Origin of the sequence: Geotalea uraniireducens (assembly GCF_027943965.1) — a bacterium.
Lineage (GTDB): Bacteria > Desulfobacterota > Desulfuromonadia > Geobacterales > Geobacteraceae > Geobacter > Geobacter uraniireducens.
In genome coordinates this window covers 1,757,125-1,774,028 of the sequence record NZ_AP027151.1, presented here as the reverse complement: position 1 = coordinate 1,774,028, position 16,904 = coordinate 1,757,125, and the positions used below count along the sequence as shown (strand labels likewise).

The window sequence follows — 16,904 nt, the reverse complement described above, 5'->3', positions numbered from 1 at the left end:
CACCTACTACTGTTTTCAGTTCCGAACAAGTCCTTGAGTCAATTGACGGATATCGCTTTCGTCGAGCGTTTCCCGCACCAGCAGTTCGCGCGCACAACGCTCCAGCACCGCGCGGTTGGTGTCGAGGATCCGGTAGGCGCGCTCGAACACGCCCATCACGATGTCGCGGATGGCCTGATCGATGCGCGCCTGGGTCGATTCGGCCACCCGGCAGCCGCCTTGGGCCAGTTCCGGTGTATCGAGAAAGCGTGGCCGCTGCGCCTCAAACGCGATGTAGCCGAGCCCCTCGTCCATGCCAAAGCGGGTGATCATGTCGCGCGCGATGTCGGTGGCCCGCGCCAGATCGTCTGCGGCACCGGTCGACAGTTCGCCAAACACCAACTTCTCTGCGGCGCGCCCGCCCAACAGTACGGCGATCTTGTGCTCGAGATCGGTACGCGTCATCAGGAACCGGTCCTCGGTGGGGCGTTGCAGCGTGTAGCCCAGTGCGCCGATGCCGCGCGGAATGATCGATATCTTGTGTACCGGGTCTGTGCCTGGTAGCGCCAGCGCCACCAGCGCATGGCCCATCTCGTGATAGGCCACGGTTTCCCGCTCCTTGGGATTGAGCACTCGGTTCTTCTTCTCCAGGCCCGCCACGATGCGCTCGATGGCGGCGGTGAAATCCTGCAACTCCACGGCGGACGCTTTGCGCCGGGTCGCGGCCAGCGCGGCCTCGTTGACCAGGTTCGCGAGGTCTGCACCCGAAAAGCCCGTGGTCAGCGCAGCCACCTGTTCGAGATCGATATCCTGAGCCAGCGTCACCTTCTTGACGTGGACTTTCAGGATGTCCAGCCGTCCCTTCTTGTCGGGCCGGTCCACCAGCACCTGGCGGTCGAAGCGGCCGGCGCGCAGCAGCGCCTGGTCGAGGATTTCGGGGCGGTTGGTGGCGGCGAGGATGATCAGCCCCACCGAGCTGTCGAAGCCGTCCATCTCGGTGAGCAGCTGGTTGAGCGTCTGCTCACGCTCGTCGTGGCCGCCGATGGGCCCGCCGACGCCGCGTGCACGGCCCAGCGCGTCGAGTTCATCGATGAAGATGATGGCCGGCGCCTGCCCGCGCGCCTGCTCGAACAGGTCGCGCACCCGCGCCGCGCCCACGCCGACAAACATCTCGACGAACTCCGAGCCGGAGATAGAGAAGAACGGTACCCCGGCCTCGCCCGCCACGGCCTTGGCCAGCAGGGTCTTGCCCGTGCCGGGCGGGCCAACCAGCAACACACCTTTCGGGATGCGCGCGCCGAGGCGGCCGTAATCCTGCGGGTTCTTCAGGAAGTCGACGATTTCGACCAGCTCGGCCTTGGCCTCATCGACACCAGCGACATCGGCGAAGGTGACGCCCGTGTTCTTCTCCATGAATACCTTGGCACGGCTCTTGCCGATGCTCAGGAAGCCGCCCATGCCCTGCTTCTCGGCGAAGCGGCGGAACAGGAAGAACCAGACGCCGAAGAAGGCCACCGCCGGCAGAATCCAGGAGAGCACATCACGTAGCCAGGTGCTTTCCACCACCCGCGCGTAAGGCACGTCGTACTTGGACAGCCGCTCGGCCAGGTCGGGTTCGACGCGAGTGGCCACGATGGTGGTCTTGCCCCGGCTGTCCGGCGATTTCAGGCGCCCGGTGACCGTGCGGTCCGACACCAGCACTTCGGCGACGCGCCCCTCGGCCAGCGCCTTCTCGAATTCGCTGTAGGGCACGGGCTCGACGGTCTTGGCCGCCTGCCAGTAGTTCTGCAGCGTCAGCAGCAACAGGCCGGCGACGATCCAGTAGCCAATGTTCCATTGATCTTTCTTTTCCATCGGCAATGTTCCTCGCAAGCCGTGCCGCTAGAGAATGGGGGTGAACAGACGGGCCACCCCGTCGCGCAAGCGGATGGCCAGCGGGCAGGCGCGCAACGCCATGGCCGATATCTCGTTCGATGCATCACGGGCGGCATCAAAAAGGGATGACAGCCGCGTAGACAACGCGGTGTCGTACACCTCCACATTGAACTCGAAGTTGAGGCGCAAACTGCGCGCATCCCAATTGGCCGAACCCAGGCAGCACCACGCTCCGTCTACCAGCATCAGCTTGCTGTGGTCGAACGGGCCCGGCCGTTCGAAGATGCGCACACCGTGCTCCAGCACCTGCCAGTAGTGGGCGCGTGCGGCCCATTGCACCGTGGGATGGTCGCCGTTTGCGGGCGTCAGCACGTCGATACGCACGCCGCGCAACGCAGCCGTACTCAGCGCCGCGATCATCGGCTGATCGGGGACGAAATACGGTGTCCAGATGCGCACCGAATGCTTCGCGGCGCTCAAAGCGCCCATGAAGGTCCAGCGCAGCCGGTCCAGGGTCTCATCGGGACCGGCCTCGATGCCGCGCGCCCAAGAGGTTCCTTGCTCATCAGCCGTTGCGGGCGGTTCGCCCCAGAAACCCTCGTTGAGCCGCTCGCCCGTGGTATCGCACCAATCGTCGGTGAAGCACCGCATCAGATGCGCAACCACTGGCCCGCGCAGACGAAAGTGCAAATCGTGACAGGCCTGCTCCGGCGCATCGGGCCGCCAATACGGGCTGAAGATGTTCATGCCGCCGGTGAAACCCGTCTTGCCATCGATCACCAGCAGCTTGCGGTGATTGCGCAGATGCGCGGCATGCAGGCGCGCGGGAATCAACGTCGGGTTGAACGTCGCCGCCGGAACGCCGGCGCGTTGCAAGGCGCGGTAGGCGCTGCGGGGCCTCCAGCGGGCATAGACGTCGTCGATCAGCACCCGCACTTGCACGCCGCGCTCATGAGCCCGGCGCAGCGCATCGACGAACTGCGCCCCGATGCCTTGGCTGTCGAAGATGTACGAAGCCAGCGCGACGCTGTGCCGCGCCGACTCGATGGCAGCGAGCATGGCTGGGTAGGCCTGCTCGCCATCGACGAGCGGCTCGATGCGGTTGCCGCTGGTCAGCGACTGGCCGGTGGCACGTCCCACCAGGTGCGCCAGGCCGGCAAACGGCGCCGATACGGCCTGGGGCATCGTAGGCGCGAGGTCCTGCCGAACAGCAGGATCTGCCCCCGGAAACAGCCGCCGCGCCCGCCGCTCGTAACGGTTGATGCCGAACAGCCCATACAGCAGCGAACCGCCCAGCGGCAACAAGGCGATCAGCAGTACCCACAGCGTGGCCGATCGCGGGTCACGCTTGTAGATGACCGCGTGCCCCGCTGTGGGGATGGCGACCGCCAGCGACACGAGGGTGGCTGCCCATGTCAGCCCGTTAGGGTCGGACACGACAGCCTCCCATCAATCAAGATTCGCCGCCCGCTGACTTCTTCTTGCGCGCAGGCTTGCTCGCGTCGCTAGGCGGCGTCTCGGCCGCGTTCGCGGCATCGGGCTTCTCAGGCTCGGCCGGCTTCGCGGGTGGCTCCTGGCGCTCGAAGACCACCCGTTCGGCCTTGTCATCCCAGCGGGCGCTGGCGTGATCGGCCTTGCCGATACCGCCACCCAGCATCTCGCGCGCCAGAGCGGTTTCCAGCTCGCTGCGGATCAGCCGCTTGAGCTCACGCGCGCCGAACTCGGGCTTGTAGCCTTCCTCCGCGAAGTGATCGATCAAGGTCTGATCGAAGGCCAGCGTCACGCCCTGGCTGGCGGCGTTGCGCGCCACGCGATCGAGCTGCAGGCCGACGATATGGCGGATCTCCTCCTTGCCTAGCGCATGGAAGACGATGATTTCATCGATGCGGTTGAGGAACTCGGGGCGGAAATGCCCGCGCAGCACGTCCATCACCTCGGACTTGGTCTTCTCGTATTCCTCGCCGGCGGCGCCACGGGCCTTCAGCCGACGCTGGATGATGTCCGAGCCCAAGTTCGAGGTGGCGATGATGATGGTATTGGTGAAATCCACCACCCGGCCCTTGCCATCGGTGAGCCGCCCGTCGTCGAACACCTGCAGCAGGATGTTGTAGACGTCGGGGTGCGCTTTTTCGATCTCATCGAGCAACAACACGCTGTAGGGTTTGCGCCGCACTTTCTCGGTGAGCTGCCCCCCCTCGTCATAGCCCACATAGCCCGGAGGCGCGCCCACCAGGCGTGCCACGGTATGGCGTTCACCGTACTCGGACATGTCGATGCGCAGCAGCGCGCCCTCATCGCCATAGATGGACTCGGCCAGTGCCTTGGCGAGTTCGGTCTTGCCCACACCCGTCGGCCCGAGGAACAGGAAGGTGGCCACTGGCTTGCTGCCTTCGCGCAGGCCCGCGCGCGACAGCCGCACGGCATCGGCCACGGCACGTACTGCTTCGTCCTGTCCCACCAGGCGCTCATGCAGCCGCTGCTCCAGATGCAGCAGCTTCTCGCGTTCTTCCACCGTCAGCTCGTTGACCGGGATGCCGGTCAGCCGCGAGACGATCTGCGCCACGTGCTCTGCCTTGACCTCGGCGCTGCCCGAGGCGCGCTCGCGCTCCCAATCCTCGACGAGCTTCTTTAGTTCGGCCTCTTTGGCCTCGATGCGCTTGCCGAGCTTGGCGGCCTTGTCGTACTGCTTGCGCGAAGCCACATAGTCCTGCTCACGCCGCAACTGATGCAGTTCGGACTCCAGCTCTTGCACCGCCACCGGGCGCGCCGTGGCCGACAGCTTCACGCGTGCGGCTGCCTGGTCGAGCAGGTCGATGGCCTTGTCAGGCAAAAAGCGCGCGGTGATGTAGCGGTCCGACAACTCGGCGGCGGCGATGATCGCATCCTCGGTGATGCTGACCTTGTGGTGCGCCTCGAAGGTGTCGCGCAGGCCGCGCAGGATCATCATGGTCTGCGCTACCGTCGGCTCGGGCACCATCACCGGCTGGAAGCGACGCTCCAGCGCGGCGTCCTTCTCGATGTACTTCTGATACTCGTTGAGCGTGGTGGCGCCGATCAGGTTCAGCTCGCCGCGCGCCATCATCGGCTTGAACACGTTGGCCACGTCCAGCCCGCCTTCGCCGCCACCCTGGCCTGCACCGACGATGGTGTGCACCTCGTCGATGAAGAGAATCAGCTCACCCTGGTGCTCGGTCACTTCCTTGAGCACCTTCTGCACGCGCTCCTCGAACTCGCCGCGGTACTTGGCGCCGGCCACCATGGCATTGATGTTGAGTTCCACCAGGCGCTTGTCGCGCAGCGTCTCGGGCACTTCGCCAGCGACCATCCGCTGCGCCAGTCCTTCGACAATGGCGGTCTTGCCGACGCCGGGCTCACCGATCAACACCGGGTTGTTTTTCTTGCGCCGGGCCAGCACCTCGATGGTGGTCTCGATCTCCTGCGCACGGCCGATGACTGGATCGAGTTTGCCCTCGCGCGCCATCTTGGTGAGGTCGCGCGAGTATTTATCCAGCTCGGGCGTATTGGTCGGCGTCTCGGCGCGGCCATCCTCGGCCCCTTTGCCGACCACCTTGCTGACCTGTTGGCGCAGCGCCTGCGGCGTGAGCCCGTAGCGGCGTAGCAGGTTGGCGGCCAGACCTTCGCCTTCCTCGGCGAGCCCGATCAGGAAATGCTCCGGGCCAACATAGGAGTGGCCGAGTTCGTTTGAGGCCACGAAAGCACGGCTGAGCGCATCCTTCACGCGGGGCGACACGCCGATCTCGCCCTCGAATGGCTTGTCGCCGCGCTTGGCTTCGGATTCGATCTGTCGCTTGAGGTCATCGACCTTGATCTTGAACTGCCCCAGGATGGTCTTGACCACGTCGCTGTCGGATAGCGCCAGCAGCAGGTGTTCGGTATCGACTTCGGCGCGCCCGAACTCTGCAGCGTGTCGGGCGGCTTCCTGCAACAGGGCCTCGGACTGTTCGCTGATACGGCTGGCGAGCCCACTGCCGCGACGGCGCGCGGTGCCCGTACCGGCCGGGGCGGGTTCGCCGAACGAGGCATCGACGACCTCGTCGGTATCGGCCGCCATGGACGGTGCGTCGTCACCGATGCGGAAGAAGTCGCTGCCAAGGAAGTCTTCGAACAGCCCGCTGCGCGAGCCGAACAAGGCTTCCAGCGGTGAGACGGTGCGCTTTTGCTGGCGCACCAGTTGGCGATAGTGATCGTCACACAACAGCATGGTGCTGTGTCGACCATTGAGATTGGCTTCCACCCGCACCGTGGCGGGCTGGCCGCAGACCTGGCATTGTTTTCTGGCCATGCTGATGCTCCTGTAAAGATTGATTTGATGAGACGCCGCCGATCACGGCGTCTCATCCTTTTGTGGTTTTGAGAAAAGCGAGCCGACCAGCGTCAGCCGTTGATCGGGATCGAGCGGCCCTGCTTGGGCGCGCTGGCCTCGCGCTTTTCCATCGTGATCGTGAGCACGCCGTTCTTGAAAGCGGCCTTGATCGTGTCCTGGTTGGCATCGGCCGGCAGGTTCAGAGCGCGCTGAAAGCTGCCGTAGGAGCGCTCCACCCGGTGGAAACCGCCGTCTTTCGTTTCCTGCTCCTGACGCTTTTCACCGCGCACCAGCAGCACGTCGTTGTCGAGCGTGATCTGGATGTCCTTTTCCTCGACGCCGGGAACCTCCAAAGAAATCTTATACAGCTTGTCGGTTTCCTGGATGTCAAGTGCCGGCTTCAGCAGGCCCGGCCAGTCCGACGGCCATCGCGGCATGGCCAGCGCCGGAAAGCCGAAGCCTCGAAATGCATCGTCAAAGAGGCGGTCGATCTCGCGATGCAATTGCAGGATGGGACTGACGGGCCCACCCGCCACCGGCAGGTCATTGCGCTGCACCGGCAGCGAGGCAGTGCTCTGTTGTTCTTCCTGCTCCTTCTTGAACCAGTTCCAGGGAGCCAATTTCTTGAAATCAATGTCCATGTCACACCTCCAGAAGAAAAATTGAAGACTCTCGCTCACTCCGTTTGCCTGCGGCGACGGACAGCGCGCCCAGACGACACGGAGTGTTCCGCTGACTTTGGCTGCTCATCTGTGCGTATCACCTCCTTCTTTCTGCCTGCTTGGATCTGATCATTGATCCATCGATCGATTTCACTTTGACGAAACCGCCACGTCCCGCCGACCTTGAAGGCCGGAATCTCCCCGTGCGAGGCGAGCCGGTAAAGCGTCCGCTTGCCGACTTTCAAGTAGGCAGCCAACTCGTCGAGTGTGAAGATCGCCTGCTGGCGCGCTGTCATACCACCCCCACAAGTTCCGACGTCACGCGGCCTCGCTCGAGGAAATTCTTGCAAGACTTTGCATAATATTAGGCCTAACATGCCGAAAGTCAAGAATCAACATCCAGCGACCTGCTGGCCGATGGATGTGACTCCAATCTTCAAGGGCGATGGCCGGGATGGCCCGATCCGGTGACGACGGCAGCGGGTTGATCGGGACTTTTGTTATTGCATCGTCATCGGGCGTGGCCGTTCGGTTCTACCGGGATGTTGTTTCCACCTGCGCCCGGGCTTGCCGCGAACCTGCCGCCAACATCCGGGAGATGAAAGACTTTGTGAAACGCTACGAAGCGCACTGGGCAGATTGCGCCTGGCAGCCGGAGTGAACCTGTCTGGTTGAGTCAAAGCGCGAGGATTGATCAATGGTAACGGCAGATGCACCATTCGAGCAGAAAAAATTGGGCCGCAAGCATATCAAGAGCTTCGCCAGCGGCATCGCTCATATGTTTGCCTGTTCGGCCCAGCATTATGCCTGGCTGGCGTATCAGCACCAGTTGCTGGTGGTGGCAATTGACCTCCTGGAACTGCGAATCGAACCATCGGAATTCGACATTGAGAGGAACCGGACTCTTGCCAGTATGTGTCAGAGAACACTCCTCCGAAACGCCGGGCAACTGGCACCACCTGGCGCTGTGGTTACGGCGTCTCTCTCTGCCCACTTCGGGATTGATGACTATTCTGAAGACGGCCGTTCTGCTTCGATTGGTAGGTCCGTTTTCACCGTGATCCTGACCGATGACCGAAGCAAGGAGTGGCGCGTTGACCATGCTGAGGAGCGGATGCTGATGCAATCGTAGCGGAGAACGGTTGGTGCAACTCATATCAACAGAAACCAAAATACCAATATAAAAAGCAAAGGGCGCCGAAACGGGCGCCCTTTCAATTTCATCCTACTTCAAATTCCTCTTTACCCGGTACAACAACTGATCACTTTGACTGGTCAACATCACGCATGTATATTTCGCCCATACGGCCACCGTACACTTTGATCTTAGAGAGTGCAGTTTCGATCTCACGTAAATCCGCAGGCGTTAGTTGAACATTGATTGCTCCCAAATTCTCGTTCAGATGATCCATGTTACGTGTCCCTGGGATTGGAACAATCCATGGTTTCTGCGCCAATAGCCATGCAAGAGATATCTGTGCAGGCGTCGCATTCTTCTTCTCAGCAAATATTTTTAGAAAATCAACAATCGGCATATTTGCCTTTATGTTTACAGGAGTAAAACGATCAAACCCGGAGCGAAGGTCTGTTTTCGGGTCCAACTTCGTACGAGAATCAATTTTCCCGGTCAAATAACCCATTCCAACCGGCCCCCAAGGAACAAAGCCAATACCCAGCTCATCACACGTTTTAAGTACACCGTTGCGTTCTGGATCTCTTTCCATAAGCGAGTATTCAGTCTGAACTGCTGATACCGGATGAACAGAATGCGCTCGGCGGATTGTCTTCGCACTCGCTTCGGAGAGACCGAAATGCAAAACCTTTCCCTGCTTGATGAGATCCTTGATCACACCAGCCACATCTTCAATTGGCACCTTTGGATCTACCCTGTGTTGGTAGTAGAGATCAATGCGGTCAGTCTTAAGCCGCTTTAGTGACTCCTCTACCACTTTCCTAATATGTTCTGGCCTGCTATTAAGTCCACCCGCTACAAGATCAAATCCAAATTTGGTTGCGACAACGACTTTGTCGCGAAAAGGCGCGAGAGCTTCCCCGACAAGGCCTTCGTTCGTATAGGGGCCGTAAACTTCGGCGGTATCAAAGAACGTGACCCCCTTTTCATAGGCTGTGCGAATGACCTTAATTCCTTGCTTTCTGTCTGCGGGTGGGCCGTAGTTGGCGCTGATACTCATGCACCCTGCACCTATTGCCGAGACTTCCAATTTTCCGAGCCTTCGAGTTTTCATTGTATTTCCGCCTTTATGGAGTCCGTTGCCGGACCGATTCTCAATTTTCTCCGCTGATGCGACTCCCAACAGTGGCCCGACGGCCAATCCTGCCCCGACAAGTGCAGTAGTAACCAAAAAGTCTCGGCGAGTCAGTCCTTGGGGATTTTGAGCGAGCAATCCAGTTATCTGGTTATTCTTTTCCATAAATCCTTCCTTGATCTATTCTGCCACCATGATGATTTCATCTTATCTCCGAAGTATCTGCAGGAGGTAGCCCAATACTACTAACTTATTGCCTAAAAATGCAAAATTACTAGAATACAGTTGTAACGAGCAAATGGGTTAGTTAGAATCAAAATATAATCAATGTATGCTAAATGAGGAATTTATGCAGGATTTTACTAATGATGGAATAGAGATTGCGCTTGATCCGCTAACAAAGAGCATTGCCCGATGCACCCAAAATGGCGATCAGGACCCAACCCCAATTCATGACTTATCACTTTTCCGAATGGATGGGCCTACCGGACCAATCAGCGTCACATATGAACCCAGCGTTTGTTTGGCTGTGCAAGGAGCTAAACGAGTCATTCTTGGAGATGACACCTATGTGTATGACGCGCACAATTATTTGATCACATCCGTGCATCTGCCAACGATCGTACAGGTTATTGAAGCAAGTACGGAGAAACCTTTTCTGGCGCTCAGATTTAAACTTGATCTGAAGGAAATTTCACAACTGATGGCGGACAGTAATCTGCCCCCACCGCGTACGAAACAGACAAGCCGTGGTATGGCGACTGGCGAGGTGACGCAGCCGTTGCTTAACGCCTTTCAAAGGTTGATTGAAGTCCTAGCTGAAAAACAGGACATCCCGATGCTTGCTACGATCATCAAGCGAGAAATCATCTACCGATTACTGGTGGGGGATCAAGGTGAGCGTTTGCGCCAGATAGCATCAGTTGGGAGTAAGAGTCAGCAAATAAGGCGTGCTATTGAGTGGTTGCAGAATAACTTCACACAACCATTTAGTATAGACGACCTCGCAGAGCAGGTGAACATGAGTCCCACATCATTTCATAACCACTTCCGGTCAATGACCGCACTCAGTCCACTTCAATTTCAGAAGCAGTTGCGCTTGCAAGAGGCCAGACGTCTCATGCTCGCAGAACGTATGGATGCCGCAAACGCAGCGTTCCAAGTAGGCTATGAGAGCCCAACTCAGTTTAGTCGCGAGTATAACCGCCTGTTCGGCGCGCCGCCACTGCGGGACATTACGAAACTCCGCCAGATATCCGCTGCGGAATAGACAACAACTTCCGCATTGGAAAGTGTGGAATCACTGAATTTAAACATTTGGGAAACGGCTGAGATGCTCGATATGAAAGGGATTAAGGAAATTACCGAGCAATTCCTGACCAAGACTGCCATTGCGGATGTTCTGGACGATGTGGCGACGCTCCGACTTGAAATTTTCCGGGAGTATCCCTATCTGTATCAAGGGCGCAGAGAAGATGAGCTTAAATACCTGGGTACCTATGCCGAGGCACCCGATGCCTGCGTCATTCTCGCACATGAAGGACATGCGGTTATCGGGGCGATTGCAGGCATGCCTCTTGTCCATGAAGACGCCCATATGCTTGACGCCTTTTCTGGGACAGCATTTCCGCTCAACGAGGCATATTACGTTGGGGAACTGCTCTTTCGCCTGGTCTACCGCAATTGTGGACTGGGCCAGAAGCTGCTTGTACGACTGGAAAGCCACATCCGTTCTCTAGGCCGCTACCGCACGCTCACTTGTGCCACGGTTGAACGTCCCGATGATCACCCCTTGCGCCCGAATGACTACATCCCCATCACAAGATTCCTTGCCCGCACCGGTTTTGTCCGGATCCCAGGGGTAACCACCCACTTCACGTGGCGTGAGACCAATGGTGGCAAACGGGACCATCCCATGAAATTCTGGAGCAAAGAGCTGACTTGATTGATAGTCCTGCTTAAGTAGTCGATAAACTATCTGCTGACAGTGTTGATCAGAAATGGCGGGAACGTAGGATGAATTATGTTCTTCGTTGGAACACCCTGCCTGCGAATCAACGAGGTATTTGCTTCAGAATGTTTCAGCGTATTTACAGCAAGTTACATATACGTTTTGCTATTGACACATGAAGTTGCTGTCTGCTATTAAACTCGTATATTTTAGACTCTTTCAGAGAAAGAGACTCCGCAAGCCATAGCGCTTCCGGACAAACTTCTTCGGAAAGCCCGAGGAAGAATCGCCCCGGCAGGGATGAAATCCCCGGATAGATCAGGCTGCTGTTGCCCCTGTCCGGATGAGATTCGGAGGCATGTTTGCCAACCGAGCAGTCGTTTGGGTAAAACGACGTAAATCCAAGCAGTAGTGCGTCCAGTTTCTGGAGCACACATAATACCGCAAAAATAATGACCCGTTCCGGCATAGCTGGAGTGGGTTTTTTGTTGCTCGACATCCGCGACAAGCCTTGTAAGCGGCGGATACTTTCACCACATCCCGATTGGGAGACACTCTGTTCTCTCCCCACCGGGACGGACAAATGTCTCCTTGCTTCGGGAAAACCAACAAGGAGGCAGTATGGCAAGTCTGAATCGTGTGGAACTCATCGGCAACCTGGGTCGTGATCCTGAGATTAGGTACACACCAGGAGGCACCGCTGTCGCAAATTTTTCACTCGCGACCAGTGAGAAGGTAAAGAACAAAAGTGGCGAATGGGAGACCCGCACCGAGTGGCACAACATCGTCCTCTATGCACGTCTCGCTGAAGTAGCTGGCGAGTACCTGTCCAAAGGAAAGAGTGTCTACCTCGACGGCAAACTCAAGACCCGTAAATGGCAAGATCGGGACGGTAAAGATCGGTACACAACCGAGATCATCGGCGACAAGCTTCTCATGCTGGGCGGCAAGACGGGCAGCATTCCCGACGGAAGTGATGAACAGCCAACAAGCGACCAGGCACACGAGGAGATTCCGCCCGATGACAATGATCCGTTCTAGGTAACCAGCAACCACAACTCAACAGTCCTATGGGGAGCCATTACCAAATCCCCAAAGGGATTGGTCTGTCTCCCCTGTCAGACACAAACCACAGAAAAGGAGACAGACAGATGAACGCACCAGCTCAAATCATTCCCATCAGCCCCACCGCATCATCCCTCACTCACCACGCCGTCAACATCAGCGAACTGAAGGCCCAGGTAAACCTGATCCAGTACGTCATGCGTGACGTCATGAAATCAGGCGAGCACTACGGCACCATTCCAGGTTGCGGAGACAAAGCCGTTCTTCTCAAACCGGGCGCCGAAAAGCTCATGCTGACCTTCAGGCTGGCAAACGACGTGGAAGTGGAAACCATCGACCTGCATCTTGGCCATCGTGAGTATCGCATCAAGGTGACGCTCTACTCACCAGCAGGCCAGCGTCTCGGTACCGGTGTCGGTTCCTGCTCGACCATGGAAAGCAAGTATCGCTTCCGTGTCGGGCCAGTTGAACTGACGAACAAACCGGTGCCGAAGGAATACTGGGATCTTCGCAAGGAGAACCCGGCAAAGGCGCAGGAGATCATCGGTGGACGCGGCTTCAGCGCAAAAAAGGATGACAGCGGCAACTGGAAGATTGCCAGGCAGGGAGAAAAGGTCGAACACGACAATCCTGCCGACTTTTACAACACATGCCTGAAAATGGCCAAGAAGCGCGGCTTGGTGGATGCTGTACTTACCTCAACCGCAGCCTCGGACATCTTCACCCAGGACATCGAGGAAGATCCTGACCTTTATGGACAGACGGAACACAACGGAGGAAACAGTGCCGGCAGTACCAGCGCAACCTCCGGGACTTCGCAGACTCACCGAACTGACAGCGCCCCATCATCTCACGAAGCCGAACCAGTTTCGACTTCCGAGATCATCGGGTATCTGACGGCCAAAGGGATCAGAATGGAACTCTCCGCAGATGAATCGGAGATCTCCGCCTTCCCTGACTACAACGACACTTCAGCTCGTCAATGGCTGAAAGACCATGGCTTCAAATGGGACGGCAAGGGCAAATGCTGGCAGTACCGGTAATACCTGACGTTCCGGATTGAACATCACTCACAACTCACCTCAGCAGGGAGACAACGACTTTCTCCCTACCGGGGGTGTCTTGTCTCCTCTGCCGGGTACAAACCCACAGACAAGGAGACAAGAAAATGACTACCCACATCATCAAGCACGTAACCATCAAAGGCTGTCAGGTACCGGTCTATGCACCTGTAACGGAGTGCCGGATCAGTATCAATGTCACCAGGATCATTGCCGGCGTCATTTTCGGTTCCCTGCTTACCGCAGTCGGGACCCTGCCGTTTCTGATCTGAAAGGAGACAGCCATGAGCAAACTCGCCGCATTTCTGGGCCGCGCTATTCCGACCCACCAACAGAAACAATCATCGCATCTAGGTGACCGAACGGGATATGTCGGAGCTTCCGATATTGCCGGCTGCCCGCGTAAAGCGGCACTCAGCAAACAAAACCCGACCGGTCATGACATCAAGACGCTCCTTCGTTTTTCTCGTGGTCACGCTGCGCAAGCCATGTATGCCGATTTTTTCAGGACCGGTGGCGCTCTCTTCGAAGAAGAAGTCGAAGTGCGGCATCCGGACATCCCTGAGATCAGGTGTCATATCGACTTCCTGTTCTACGCGAACCGGCAGACAAAACGGCTGCATATCGTGGAAATGAAGTCAACCGACGGCATCCCCGACGAACCCTACTCATCATGGGTGGATCAGCTACATGTCCAGATGGGCCTGCTGCAACTCACCCTCGATCCAACAGTGGAAATCGGCGGTTCGATCCTGGTGGTTGACCTCAACGCGGGAACGTACCATGAGTTCAACAGCTATACACCCAACAGACTGGTATTCGATCAACTTGTGGAAAAGGGAAAACATATCCTTGCGGCAGCGCGAGGAGAGTGTGCCCCTCGAACCGAACCAGGAATTCTCTGCGGTTACTGTCCGTTTCGCACCGGCTGTCCTACCCATGCCGTCGCCCTGGATCTCCCCCGGGAAATACTTGATGCCGGCAGGAAGTATCTGGAGCTGAATGAGCAGAAGAAGGCTCTCGAAACCCGGCTGGACGTCCTGAAAAACGACATCCTCACCTTTGCGGATGGCACGTTCAAAGGGGCTTCGGACGGGATACTGATCAACGTCACCTCAGTGGCGGAGTCGGTAATGATCGACAGCTGCAAGCTCAAGAGAAACTATCCTGACATCTATGACCAAGTCACGAAACCGAAAGCCGGTTTCGTAAAACTTGAAATCAAACCATTCATGCCGCCCGTAGCACAAGCGGCCTGAATCAACCCCACCAGGGGGCATCACGCTCCCCATGGGAAATCTCCATTCATGGAGGCGTGTCTGCCCTCAGCGAAAGGAGATTACCGATGAAAATCTATCGTACCGGTACGTTACCGCCTGACCTCAAGTCCTTCACCCGCGAGAACAGATACGAAGATCTGAAGGAGGCACTTCAGACCATAGCGTCGCTGATCCTCATAGCTGCAATGCTCTTCGTGTTCATGTTTGCCGCTGCTGCTCCACCGGAACCCCAGGTTTATCCAAAGGGCTGGGAGGAGGTGCGAGGATGAATGGATCGGTCAACATATTCTGCTCGGGAGATGAAATACATCTTCCTGCTGTCGCCATGGAAGAGGTCAACCTGTCACTGCATGGGGCAAACCGCTTCCTGGAGCGCGACATTCCGCTGGAAGCTGTCGAGGGTGTCCGTCACCTTCTACCGCTCCTCAACGAGAAGCCGCTCAAGTTCAGGTACAAGGGAGTACTTGTCGTTGCCCGTCTGGTCAACGGTTCACCCAGGATCATCACTGCCTGGAAAGTCCCTCCTGCAGCATAGCAATCACACAGCAGCACACTGCCAGAACAAGGAGGCCATTATGAGCCCAAAGATTCCACGGCCCAAGGCTGTTACCGGTTTCACCATTGAACGCCGGTCGTCATGCGGCAAGATCTACACCACGGTAACACTCTCCCCGGGCACCGCTGTTCCCATGGAAATATTCGTGCGCTTCGGCAAAGCCGGAGGGTGCGGTTCCGCCATGGCTGACGGCATTGCCCGCCTGGTCTCGTACGGTCTCCGTTCGGGACTGGAAGCAACCGATGCCGTCAAAGCATTGAGTGGTATCGGCTGTCATCTGGGGAGTAATACCTGTCTCAACTGCGTTGCCGAATCAATCCGTCTGGTACTTGTACATCTTGATACCGGGCGAGACCTGAATGACCTGATTGAGGAAGCGGCTCTTGCAGAGGCAAATGCCGTAAGCGCCCACGAATTCAACTAATACAAACTACCCATCGACACCTGGCAGGGAGAGCACGACATCCCTGTGGGGGAGTCTGTCTCCCTGTCCGGTTACCACACACTGCACAGGAGGCAGACATGAACTACGAAATCAGAAGCACGTTCAATATCGACGCGCCCAAATCCGTCACCATCAAGGGGAGAACACCGGGACATCCGGCGGTTCCCCAACAGGATATCCAGTACATCTTCCGGCAGTCAACCCTGTCGGATCTGTTCACCTGGTATCTCCTCGGCGAACACTCTCTCTACCTCACCGGCCCCACCGGCTGCGGCAAATCCTCCGTCATCATCGAGGTAGCAGCCCGGCTCAATATCCCCCTTTGGAATGTCGTCGCCCACTCCCGGCTGGAAACACCGGAACTGATCGGCGGCTATCGGCTCAATGCCGGCGGCGGGATGGATTTCGTGCACGGGCCGCTCATTATTGCCATGAAGGAAGGTGGCTGGTTCCTGATCGATGAAATCGATCTGCTCGATCCTTCAACTGCTGCGGGGCTGAACGGCATTGCCGAAGGCCGCCCCATCACCATTCCGGAAACGGGAGAAGTGGTAACGGCCCACCCGGACTTCCGATTCATCGCCACCGCCAACTCTAATGGAGCAGGTGACGCTACAGGCCTCTACCAGGGGATAATGCGGCAAAACCTGGCTTTTCTCGACCGCTTCTACATGATCGAGGTCGGTTATCCCGACCAGGACATCGAAAAGAAAATCCTGACCGAAGTGGCGCCATCTGTCGGCAGCGACATCAGAGACCGAATGGTGGCCATCGCTAACGAAATCAGAGCCCTGTTTGTCAAAGGGGAGACGGAAGTCACTCTCTCGACCCGCACCCTGACCCGGTGGGCACGTATCACCGCCTTCCAGGGACGGGCCGCGGCAAGTCAGGGCATGTCCAACGGCGAAACACTGACCAAGGCCTTCGACCGGGCACTCGGCTTCCGGGCTGAACCCGATACCCGAACCGCCCTGCACGCAGTATTGCAGCGGCACTTCGGGGACAGGAGGTCGCCATGAGCAGATACCGGGCACTCAAATCATCCGTGGATCTGCACCTGCAGGATCTGGTCAGGAATCATGACAAAGTCTATCACTTGGCAGTATTCGAACGTAACGACGGCGGCTATGACGTCCTGTACGGATACGGGCGTCGTGGCGCATCCATGCGCCTCGGCATTCTGAAGGGTGGTGAGAACCTCCGTGATTATCAGACCGCCATCCGCCTCATGCACAAGAAAGAAACGGAACAGGTTCAGGGCGACGGGTATCAGTACGCCGACGGCATCACTCCCGGCGTCTGGAACAACCTGATGCCGAAACCTTCTGCGGCGCCAACCGCACCTGCTACCACACAACCAAAAGAGCCGGAACCAGAGGCTCCCGCACCGGCAATCGGCGGTAACGGGCCGAAGTCTTGGTTCTGGTAATCAATTACAG

At 57.8% G+C, this 16,904-nt stretch carries 20 protein-coding genes; 13 read left to right on the top strand and 7 right to left on the bottom strand.

Features of this window, described 5'->3' with window-relative positions:
- Window positions 1-15 precede the first annotated feature (15 nt).
- The 5 genes from ftsH to QMN23_RS08340 form a co-directional block, all read right to left on the bottom strand.
- On the bottom strand, window positions 16-1,833 hold the full coding sequence (gene ftsH, locus QMN23_RS08360) for an ATP-dependent zinc metalloprotease FtsH (RefSeq protein WP_282003361.1): 1,818 nt from the start codon (window positions 1,831-1,833) through the stop codon (window positions 16-18).
- A gap of 27 nt (window positions 1,834-1,860) precedes the next feature.
- Window positions 1,861-3,291: a cardiolipin synthase gene (cls, locus tag QMN23_RS08355; protein ID WP_282003360.1), complete on the bottom strand. Its 1,431-nt coding sequence runs from the start codon at window positions 3,289-3,291 to the stop codon at window positions 1,861-1,863.
- A gap of 16 nt (window positions 3,292-3,307) precedes the next feature.
- Complete coding sequence (gene clpK, locus QMN23_RS08350) at window positions 3,308-6,157, bottom strand: heat shock survival AAA family ATPase ClpK (RefSeq protein ID WP_282003359.1); 2,850 nt, start codon at window positions 6,155-6,157, stop codon at window positions 3,308-3,310.
- Window positions 6,158-6,249: 92 nt separating this feature from the next.
- On the bottom strand, window positions 6,250-6,819 hold the full coding sequence (locus tag QMN23_RS08345) for an Hsp20/alpha crystallin family protein (RefSeq protein WP_092193030.1): 570 nt from the start codon (window positions 6,817-6,819) through the stop codon (window positions 6,250-6,252).
- Window positions 6,820-6,854: 35 nt separating this feature from the next.
- On the bottom strand, window positions 6,855-7,136 hold the full coding sequence (locus QMN23_RS08340) for a helix-turn-helix domain-containing protein (protein WP_012761384.1): 282 nt from the start codon (window positions 7,134-7,136) through the stop codon (window positions 6,855-6,857).
- A 158-nt stretch (window positions 7,137-7,294) separates the two neighbouring features.
- Here QMN23_RS08340 and QMN23_RS08335 point away from each other — a divergent pair, with 158 nt between their 5' ends.
- Together QMN23_RS08335 and QMN23_RS08330 are read left to right on the top strand one after the other, a co-directional pair.
- Complete coding sequence (locus QMN23_RS08335; RefSeq protein WP_041276954.1) at window positions 7,295-7,501, top strand: hypothetical protein; 207 nt, start codon at window positions 7,295-7,297, stop codon at window positions 7,499-7,501.
- 36 nt (window positions 7,502-7,537) lie between these two features.
- Entirely contained in the window at window positions 7,538-7,972 is a 435-nt protein-coding gene (locus tag QMN23_RS08330; RefSeq protein WP_282003350.1) for a hypothetical protein, read from the top strand.
- Between the two features lie 130 nt (window positions 7,973-8,102).
- On the opposite strand, the gene QMN23_RS08325 is transcribed toward QMN23_RS08330, so the two are convergent.
- Window positions 8,103-9,272, bottom strand: a complete 1,170-nt coding sequence (locus tag QMN23_RS08325) for an aldo/keto reductase (RefSeq protein ID WP_282003348.1) — start codon at window positions 9,270-9,272, stop codon at window positions 8,103-8,105.
- 184 nt (window positions 9,273-9,456) lie between these two features.
- Here QMN23_RS08325 and QMN23_RS08320 point away from each other — a divergent pair, with 184 nt between their 5' ends.
- Window positions 9,457-10,377, top strand: a complete 921-nt coding sequence (locus QMN23_RS08320; RefSeq protein WP_282003346.1) for an AraC family transcriptional regulator — start codon at window positions 9,457-9,459, stop codon at window positions 10,375-10,377.
- A gap of 24 nt (window positions 10,378-10,401) precedes the next feature.
- The gene (locus QMN23_RS08315; RefSeq protein ID WP_282003344.1) at window positions 10,402-11,052 is read left to right on the top strand and encodes a GNAT family N-acetyltransferase; all 651 of its coding nucleotides are present in this window, start codon (window positions 10,402-10,404) and stop codon (window positions 11,050-11,052) included.
- Window positions 11,053-11,197: 145 nt separating this feature from the next.
- On the opposite strand, the gene QMN23_RS08310 is transcribed toward QMN23_RS08315, so the two are convergent.
- Window positions 11,198-11,557, bottom strand: coding sequence for a hypothetical protein (locus QMN23_RS08310; protein WP_282003342.1), 360 nt, complete (start codon window positions 11,555-11,557; stop codon window positions 11,198-11,200).
- Window positions 11,558-11,679: 122 nt separating this feature from the next.
- Here QMN23_RS08310 and QMN23_RS08305 point away from each other — a divergent pair, with 122 nt between their 5' ends.
- From QMN23_RS08305 to QMN23_RS08265, 9 genes are all read left to right on the top strand, one after another.
- Window positions 11,680-12,099, top strand: coding sequence for a single-stranded DNA-binding protein (locus QMN23_RS08305; protein ID WP_282003341.1), 420 nt, complete (start codon window positions 11,680-11,682; stop codon window positions 12,097-12,099).
- Between the two features lie 110 nt (window positions 12,100-12,209).
- Window positions 12,210-13,166, top strand: a complete 957-nt coding sequence (locus QMN23_RS08300) for a hypothetical protein (RefSeq protein ID WP_282003339.1) — start codon at window positions 12,210-12,212, stop codon at window positions 13,164-13,166.
- Window positions 13,167-13,291: 125 nt separating this feature from the next.
- Window positions 13,292-13,456, top strand: coding sequence for a hypothetical protein (locus tag QMN23_RS08295; RefSeq protein ID WP_282003337.1), 165 nt, complete (start codon window positions 13,292-13,294; stop codon window positions 13,454-13,456).
- A 12-nt stretch (window positions 13,457-13,468) separates the two neighbouring features.
- Window positions 13,469-14,443: a PD-(D/E)XK nuclease family protein gene (locus QMN23_RS08290; protein WP_282003336.1), complete on the top strand. Its 975-nt coding sequence runs from the start codon at window positions 13,469-13,471 to the stop codon at window positions 14,441-14,443.
- Window positions 14,444-14,529: 86 nt separating this feature from the next.
- Window positions 14,530-14,733 (top strand): hypothetical protein, encoded by a 204-nt coding sequence (locus tag QMN23_RS08285; RefSeq protein WP_282003334.1) that lies wholly within the window; start codon window positions 14,530-14,532, stop codon window positions 14,731-14,733.
- The gene (locus tag QMN23_RS08280; protein WP_282003332.1) at window positions 14,730-14,999 is read left to right on the top strand and encodes a hypothetical protein; all 270 of its coding nucleotides are present in this window, start codon (window positions 14,730-14,732) and stop codon (window positions 14,997-14,999) included. Before QMN23_RS08285 ends, QMN23_RS08280 begins: the two co-directional genes overlap by 4 nt.
- 40 nt (window positions 15,000-15,039) lie before the next feature.
- Window positions 15,040-15,444, top strand: coding sequence for a TSCPD domain-containing protein (locus tag QMN23_RS08275; protein ID WP_010942802.1), 405 nt, complete (start codon window positions 15,040-15,042; stop codon window positions 15,442-15,444).
- Window positions 15,445-15,542: 98 nt separating this feature from the next.
- Complete coding sequence (locus QMN23_RS08270; RefSeq protein WP_282003325.1) at window positions 15,543-16,484, top strand: AAA family ATPase; 942 nt, start codon at window positions 15,543-15,545, stop codon at window positions 16,482-16,484.
- Window positions 16,481-16,894 carry a hypothetical protein gene (locus QMN23_RS08265; protein ID WP_282003323.1) on the top strand — a complete coding sequence of 138 codons (414 nt, stop codon included), beginning with the start codon at window positions 16,481-16,483 and terminating at the stop codon, window positions 16,892-16,894. The genes QMN23_RS08270 and QMN23_RS08265 overlap by 4 nt, the downstream gene beginning before the upstream one ends.
- Window positions 16,895-16,904: the final 10 nt, after the last annotated feature.